The following is a 7,480-nucleotide window of genomic DNA, read 5'->3' as shown; positions in this document are numbered from 1 at the left end:
CGCCGGGGCTCGCTGGTCGGTCAGCGGGGCCCACGCCAAGGCCTTTGGCCGCTCCCAGCTATTCTCTCTCCGTCCAATCGTCTCTTTCGACACCGTGCGCCATGTCGCTTTCCCAGCAGCTTAGCCCTTTAGGGTTGATTCGGGGACGCACCCTTTTGCTACTGACTCATCCGGGCCACAGGCCAAAGATGGTATGATGAAATCCCGTGAAAACATAGCTGTCTGGCCTCGACGCCACTCAGGCGCGTGAGGTGGTTCAGCTTTTGTTTGGAGGAGAGCAGGATGAAATACATATTTGTCACGGGCGGTGTGGTGAGCAGTTTGGGCAAGGGCATCCTGACCTCCTCGCTGGGTGCGATTTTGCGGGCCAGGGGCTACCGGGTCACGGCCATCAAGATCGACCCCTATGTCAACGTGGATGCAGGGACCATGCGGCCCTATGAGCACGGCGAGGTCTTCGTGACGAGCGACGGGGCCGAGACCGACCTCGACATCGGGCACTACGAGCGCTTCCTCAACATCGACCTCAGCCGGGGCAACAACCTGACCACCGGCCAGGTCTACCTCTCGGTGATCCAGAAGGAGCGCCGGGGAGAGTACCTCTCCCAGACGGTTCAGGTGATCCCCCACATCACCGACGAGATCAAGGACCGCATCCGCCGCGTCGCCAAGGAGCAGGAGGCCGACATCGCGGTGGTGGAGGTGGGGGGTACGGTGGGCGACATCGAGAGCCTGCCCTTCCTCGAGGCCATCCGCCAGTTCCAGTTCGACGAGGAAGACGGCGACGTGATGTACATCCACCTTACGCTGGTGCCCTACCTACCCACTTCCGAGGAGTTCAAGACCAAGCCCACCCAGCACTCGGTCTCGGCATTGCGGGGTTTGGGCATCCAGGCGGACGCGGTGGTGCTGCGTTCGGACAAGATGGTGCCCGAGGACGTGCGCAAGAAGGTGGCCCTTTTCACCAACGTGCGCCCGAGCGAGGTATTCACCAGCCCCACCGTGCAGTTTTTATACGAGGTGCCGCTGGTGCTCGAGGAGCAGGGCCTGGGCCGGATCGTGGAGAAGAAGCTGGGCCTGGAGCCCATCCAGCCCAACCTCAGCTTCTGGCAGAGCGCGGTGCGCAAGCTCAAGCAGCCCTCGAGCGAGGTGACGGTGGCCTTCGTGGGCAAGTACGTGAAGATGCCCGACGCCTACCTCTCCATCCTCGAGGGCTTCCGCCACGCGGGGATCGCCAACGATGCCCGCGTGAACGTGAAGTGGGTCAATGCCGAGGAGGTCACCAGCCTCGAGCAGGCCGCCGAGGCCCTGCACGGGGTGGACGGGGTGCTGGTGGGGCCCGGCTTCGGTATCCGGGGCATCGAGGGCAAGATCCTGTGCGCCCGCTATGCCCGCGAGAACCGCATCCCCTACTTCGGCATCTGCCTGGGCCTCCAGGTCGCGGTAATCGAGTTCGCCCGCAACGTGCTGGGGCTGGAAGGGGCCAACTCCACCGAGTTCGACCCCTACACCCCCCACCCCGTCATCGACCTCATGCCCGAACAACTCGAGGTCGAGGGCTTGGGCGGCACCATGCGGCTGGGCAACTGGCCCATGCGCATCCACCCCGAGACCATCCTGCACCGGCTCTACGGCAAGGACTTAGCTTACGAGCGCCACCGCCACCGCTACGAGGTCAACCCCGCCTACGTGCAGAAGCTCATCGAGGGTGGCCTCACCGTCTCGGCGGTCACGCCGGGCATGCACGGGCGCGGCGAGGGCCTGGTCGAGGCCATCGAACTGCCCGACCACCCCTTCTTCATCGGCTTGCAATCCCACCCCGAGCTCTCGAGCCGCCCCATGCGGGTCTCGCCCCCCTTTGGTGGTTTCATCGCGGCAGCGCTCGAGCGCCATCGCCAGTTCAAGGTGCTGGCCGAGCAGCCCGACCCTGCCGCGCCCCGGCTGGCTTGAGGCTGGGTGGGTCGGGCGCGGGTCATATGTTGTACGCAAGACGCAAGACGCCGGACGGACGTCTTACGTCGTACGCATTAGCCCTCGGCCCTAGACCCTCGACGAACTACGAGCCACACGCTACGGGCGGGCTAGCCACGAGCCTTCCGCTGACGGCTTATGCCGCTCGGCTCGAGGTAGCTCGAGCACCAACCCGTTGTACGCGTACATCGCTCCCTCGGGTGCGGGCTTCCTGGCACACCGAGCACTCGCACCACAGCGGGGAACGCCCTGCGAATCGCCGCTGCCGAGGAAGCGCAACCGTGAGGCCATACGCCGCCGAGTTTATCAGGGCGGGGATGGGCTCGCGAACGGCATACGGGGCGCACGCTAAGATACCCCCATGCCCTACACCCCCATCCTGGCCACGCTCGGTTACGTGCTCTCGCCCGATGGCCGCTCGGTGCTGCTGATCCACCGCAACGCTCGCCCCGACGACCCCGCCCTGGGCAAGTACAACGGCCTGGGGGGCAAGCTCGAGCCCCACGAGGACGTGGCCGCCGGGATGCGGCGCGAACTGCGAGAAGAAGCGGGCATCGAGGCTACCAGGCTCATCCTGCGGGGAACCATCTCCTGGCCCGGCTTCGGCAAGCGCGGTGAGGATTGGTTTGGTTTCGTGTTCCTCATCCCCGAGTGGACCGGCACGCCTTTAGCGCGCAACCGCGAGGGGGTGCTCGAGTGGGTCGCGCTCGAGCGCGTGCTGCGAATGGAACTCCCCATGTGGCCGGGCGACCGTCACTTCCTGCCCCTGGTCTTCGACGACGATCCGCGCCCTTTTCACGGGGTGATGCCTTATAGCAACGGGCAGCCGGTGTCGTGGAGTTTTACGCGGTGAGGAGGTCGATGTGGGGAACGCCGGGCGCAGGTCGTATGCAAAACGCAAGACGCAAGACGCGGGTTGCCTTGGCCCCCCTTAGCAGATCACGGGCCACGAGCCTCCCGCTGAGGGCTGATCGCTTACCGCGTCCTCGAGCCGCTTTACTCGCGATAGTGACAGCCCATGCTGCGCTTGTTTTCCCAGGCCGCCATCGCGATGAGGATTGCGGTGCGCACGGCGTTTCGCAGGCCGATAACCCCGTCGCTCAGGCGGTTGTTGCGGTAGAAGCCCTCGATCTCGGTCTCGAGGTGGCGCAACTCCCGCAGGGCGCGCTCGAGGCGGGGGGTGGTGCGCACCAGGCCCACGTAGTTCCACATGATGTGCTTGATCACGCTCATGTCTTGCTGCACCAGGGCGGGGTCGGGGTCGGAGTGGCCTGAGTTCTGCCAGGGGGGAATCCGCTCGGGGTCGAAGAGGGGGCGCTCCTCGAGGTGGCCGCGGATATGGCGGGCGATGCGGTCCCCCCAGACTAAGCCCTCCAGCAGAGAGGTGCTGGCGAGGCGATTGGCCCCGTGCAGGCCCGTGCAGGCCACTTCTCCCACCGCGTAGAGCCCCTGGAGGGTGGTCTGGCCCCAGCCGTCCACCCAGACCCCGCCGCACGAATAATGCGCCCCCGGAACCACAGGCACCAGGTCCTGGGTGATGTCGATGCCGTAGCGCAGGCATTCGGCGTGGATGTTGGGGAAGTGGCTGAGGATCTTCTCTTTAGGGATGTAGCTGCGCAAATCCAGGTACACGTGAGGGAGGTCGTGCTCGAGCATGTAGTGGTAGATGCTGCGGGACACCACGTCGCGTGGGGCGAGATCTTTCCACTGGGGGTCGTAGTGCTGCATGAAGGGCTGCCCACTGGCGTCTACCAGCCGCGCTCCCTCGCCGCGCACGGCTTCGGAGATGAGGAAGGGCGGGGCTCCGGTGAGGTGGAAGGTGGTGGGGTGAAACTGCACGAACTCCATGTTGATCACCCGCGCCCCTGCCCGGTAGGCCATGGCTACCCCGTCGCCCCTGGCCCCCGGCGGGTTGGTGCTGCTGAGGAAGACTTGGCCCAGCCCCCCCGTCGCCAGCACGGTATGGCGGGCGATGCAGCGCTTGATGGCGCGCTCTTTGCGGTCAAAGAGGTAAGCCCCCACGCAGGAGAGTGGCCCATAGACGTCCAGGCGGTTGAGCGAGTGGTGGGCCGGGGTGAGCAGGTCGATGGCGGTGTGGCCTTTGAGCAGGGTGATGCTGGGATGGGCCTCGAGCGCGGCCATGAGCGCGCGGTGGATGGCCAGGCCCGTAGCGTCGGCGGCGTGGAGGATGCGCGGCAACGAATGTCCGCCCTCCAGCGCGAGGGAAAGCTCCCCCGAGGGACTCTGGTCGAAGGGCACCTGCAGCCGCTCGAGCAGCCACTCCTCCACCTTCGCTGGCCCTTCCTCTGCCAGGATGCGCGCGGCCTCGAGGTGGGAGTGCCCCGCCCCCGCCCGCAGGATGTCCTCGATGAGCAACTCGGGCGAATCGCCTGGGCCCTTGTAGATGATCCCACCCTGTGCCCAGGCGGTATTGCTCTCCTCGCCATCGCTCGAGCGGGTCACCACCGTGACGGGTATTCCAGCATCAGCCAGGCTCAAAGCGGTGATGCCGCCCCCGATGCCACTGCCGATGATCAGCACTTCGGTTTGGATGAGCTCCATAAATGCCGCACAATGCCGAACGCTAAAACGCCAAACGCCGATTGTAGGGACCAGCCGGTAGCTCGCCCTTTTGCCTCAGTCCTTCTTCCCGCTGGGCCCGATGGCGATCATGCGCTCGAGGGCCCTGGCGGCCCGTACCCGGATGTCTTCGGGCACCTCGATGACGTGGCGGCCCAGCTTGAGGGCGTTCAAGGTGTCCTCGAGGGTGATCTGGTTCATGTGGGGGCAGCGCACCGTGCACAGGCGCACGAACTCCTTGTCGGGGTAGGCCGCCATCACGTTGTCGCCCATCGAGCACTCGGTCAGGAGCAAGTAGCGTGGGGCATTGGTTCGCTCGACGTAGCGGATCATGGCGGTGGTACTCCCGGCGAAGTCGGAGGCTTCGACCACTTCGGGGCTGCACTCGGGATGGGAGAGGATCACCACGTCGGGGAACATCCGGCGCACGTCCTCGATGTCCTGCACGGTGTATCGTTCGTGGACCTCGCAGCGCCCGTGCCAGCCGATCATCTGGTAAGGCTCGCCCAGCGTGCCCTCGTCGAGGGTTGGGAAGATGATGCGTTTGCCCGTCTCGCGGGCTACGTTGCGGGCGAGGTATTCATCGGGCAAGAAGATGACCGTGTCGCTTTGGAGCGACTCGACCACCGCCACCGCGTTGCTCGAGGTGCAGCACACGTCGCTCTCGGCCTTCACGTCGGCGTAGGTGTTGACGTAGGTCACCACGGGCACGCCCGGAAAGCGCTCCTTGAGCCGCCGCACGTCCTCGGCGGTGATGCTCGCCGCCAGCGAGCAACCGGCCTTGGTGGAGGGCAGCAGCACGGTCTTGCTGGGGTTGAGGATCTTGGCGGTCTCGGCCATGAACCTCACCCCGCAAAACACGATGATCTCGGCGTTGGTCCTGGCGGCGACGCGGGAGAGCTCGAGTGAGTCGCCCACGTAGTCGGGGATGGTGTGGAAGAGGGCCGGTTCCATGTAGTTGTGGCCCAGAATCACCGCGTTTTTCTCACGCTTGAGCTCGAGGATCTCCTGCGCGATCTCGAACTTGGCCTCGAGCTCGAACTCGGGCACGACGCCCGCGAGCCGGTCCTTGAGCTGGTCGAAGCTGAGGTGGGTCATAGTGTCCCTTCGAGAAGTCGTACGTCCCGCGCCTTGCGTCGTACGCCATAAACCATACCCCTTTCGCGTACGACGTATGACGTAAGACTCACGATTCGAGATCCAGGCTGATGTCCAAAGCCTTGACCGAGTGGGTCAGGGCGCCGATCGAGATGAAGTCCACGCCCGTCTCGGCCACCTGGGCCACGTTGTCGAGGGTGACATTGCCAGAAGCTTCCAACGGGACACGTCCGGCGGTGATCGCCACTGCCTGGCGGAGTTGCTCTAGGTCCATGTTGTCCAGCAGGATGCGAGTTACACCGAGCTCGAGCGCCTCGCGCAGTTCCTCGAGGGTACGCACTTCCACGATGATGGGCCGCCGCTGGGGATCGCCCTCCCGCACCCTCCGCACCGCCTCGCGGATGCTCCCCACTGCGGCGATATGGTTGTCCTTGATCAGCACCTCGTCCCACAGGCCGAAGCGGTGGTTGACCCCCCCGCCGATGCGCACCGCCCACTTGTCCAGCGCCCGCAGGCCCGGGGCGGTCTTGCGGGTGTCGAGGATGCGGGCTTTGGTGTGGGCCACCGCCTGCACGAAGCGGCGGGTCTGGGTGGCGATGCCCGACATGCGCTGCATGAAGTTGAGCGCGGTGCGCTCGCCTGTCAGAAGTGCTCGGCAGGGGCCGCGCACCCTGGCGAAAACCGTGCCCGCCTCGAGCACGCTCCCGTCGGGAAAGAGCACCTCGAGCTCGACGCGGGGGTCGAGCCGGGCGTAAACCTGCTGGGCCACCTCGAGCCCGGCGATCACCCCGGCTTCCTTGGCGAGGAAACGCCCGCTCAACTGGGCCTGGGGAGGGATGGTGCAGAGCGTGGTCACGTCCCCCTCGCCGATGTCCTCCTCGAGCGCCCGCCGGATGGCTTCGGCGATCATGGGCGTGAAGCGGGGGTCTATTGAGTCCGACATATCTGACTTAGAATACCGGAGTAAGTCTTCAGCAAGTTTAGAGAGGTCTTTACTGCATGGCCTCAGGCGAACATGCGCTAAATGGCTTGATGGCCTCTAAGTACGGTGATCACTAGCTGATTAAACTCCTCTGGAGCTTCCAGATTGACCATGTGCCCGGCTCCTCTGATAACTGCTTTCCTGGCGTCAGGTATTCGGGTAGCCAGGTGCTCAGCGACGAGCTGATGCTGTGGAACATCCCATTCGCCTATGATCACAACTGTCTGGGCCTGGATTTCCCCGACCCGGTCGGCGATTTCCTCTATTGGACCGGAGGGGGGGTAGCCGGTCATCCAATGCCAGCCCGAGTAGCCCCGCACGATGTCTTGCAGTAGCTGTGCCGCTTTCGGGTTCCGCAAGGCAGGTTCGAAGAAGGGGTGGGCCAGCCAGAGCGCCCGCGCTGCCTCCACCCCCGCCTCACGGGCTCTGGCGGGGATCGCCGAGAGCAGGGCCGCCGCCTCGGGGAGCGTGGGAAAACCTTTGAGGCTCGAGCCCGCCACGAGCAGGGCATTGGTGCTCTCAGGGTAGTTGAGAGCGAAGTCGAGGGCCACGTTCCCACCCAGCGAGAGCCCGAGGAGGTGGGCTTTGTCGATGTGCAGATGCTCGAGCAGATTCCTCAGGTCTTCGGCGTAGCGGAACGGACGCAGGTCGGGCAGATCTGAACGTCCGTAACCGCGCAGATCCAGGCAGATCACCTGAAAGTACCGGGCAAAGGTCTCGAGTTGTGGCTCCCACATGCGAGCATCGAGGGTATGACCGTGAATCAGCACCAGCGGATCACCCGCGCCCCGGACCTCGTAATAGATGCCATTGTGCTTTCCTGATCGAGCTTTCATCGCCAAAGCCTCC

At 65.0% G+C, this 7,480-nt stretch carries 6 protein-coding genes; 2 read left to right on the top strand and 4 right to left on the bottom strand.

The window, feature by feature from the left end:
* Positions 1–282: 282 nt before the first annotated feature.
* Together Mrose_RS05715 and Mrose_RS05710 are read left to right on the top strand one after the other, a co-directional pair.
* The gene (locus Mrose_RS05715; RefSeq protein WP_119276462.1) at positions 283–1,950 is read left to right on the top strand and encodes a CTP synthase; all 1,668 of its coding nucleotides are present in this window, start codon (positions 283–285) and stop codon (positions 1,948–1,950) included.
* Positions 1,951–2,332: 382 nt separating this feature from the next.
* Positions 2,333–2,824 carry an NUDIX hydrolase gene (locus Mrose_RS05710; protein ID WP_119276461.1) on the top strand — a complete coding sequence of 164 codons (492 nt, stop codon included), beginning with the start codon at positions 2,333–2,335 and terminating at the stop codon, positions 2,822–2,824.
* A 143-nt stretch (positions 2,825–2,967) separates the two neighbouring features.
* Here the strand turns inward: Mrose_RS05710 and nadB are convergent, their stop codons facing one another.
* The 4 genes from nadB to Mrose_RS05690 form a co-directional block, all read right to left on the bottom strand.
* Positions 2,968–4,533 carry an L-aspartate oxidase gene (nadB, locus tag Mrose_RS05705; protein ID WP_119276460.1) on the bottom strand — a complete coding sequence of 522 codons (1,566 nt, stop codon included), beginning with the start codon at positions 4,531–4,533 and terminating at the stop codon, positions 2,968–2,970.
* Between the two features lie 75 nt (positions 4,534–4,608).
* The gene (gene nadA, locus Mrose_RS05700; protein WP_119276459.1) at positions 4,609–5,649 is read right to left on the bottom strand and encodes a quinolinate synthase NadA; all 1,041 of its coding nucleotides are present in this window, start codon (positions 5,647–5,649) and stop codon (positions 4,609–4,611) included.
* A gap of 88 nt (positions 5,650–5,737) precedes the next feature.
* Positions 5,738–6,592 (bottom strand): carboxylating nicotinate-nucleotide diphosphorylase, encoded by an 855-nt coding sequence (nadC, locus tag Mrose_RS05695; RefSeq protein ID WP_119276458.1) that lies wholly within the window; start codon positions 6,590–6,592, stop codon positions 5,738–5,740.
* Positions 6,593–6,669: 77 nt separating this feature from the next.
* A complete protein-coding gene (locus tag Mrose_RS05690; RefSeq protein ID WP_182482689.1) occupies positions 6,670–7,467 on the bottom strand; it encodes an alpha/beta fold hydrolase in 798 nt (265 codons plus the stop codon).
* Positions 7,468–7,480: the final 13 nt, after the last annotated feature.

It is taken from the genome of Calidithermus roseus, from assembly GCF_003574095.1.
Lineage (GTDB): Bacteria > Deinococcota > Deinococci > Deinococcales > Thermaceae > Calidithermus > Calidithermus roseus.
The sequence above is the reverse complement of the archived record's forward strand: the minus strand, read 5'-3'. Positions and strand labels throughout refer to the sequence as shown.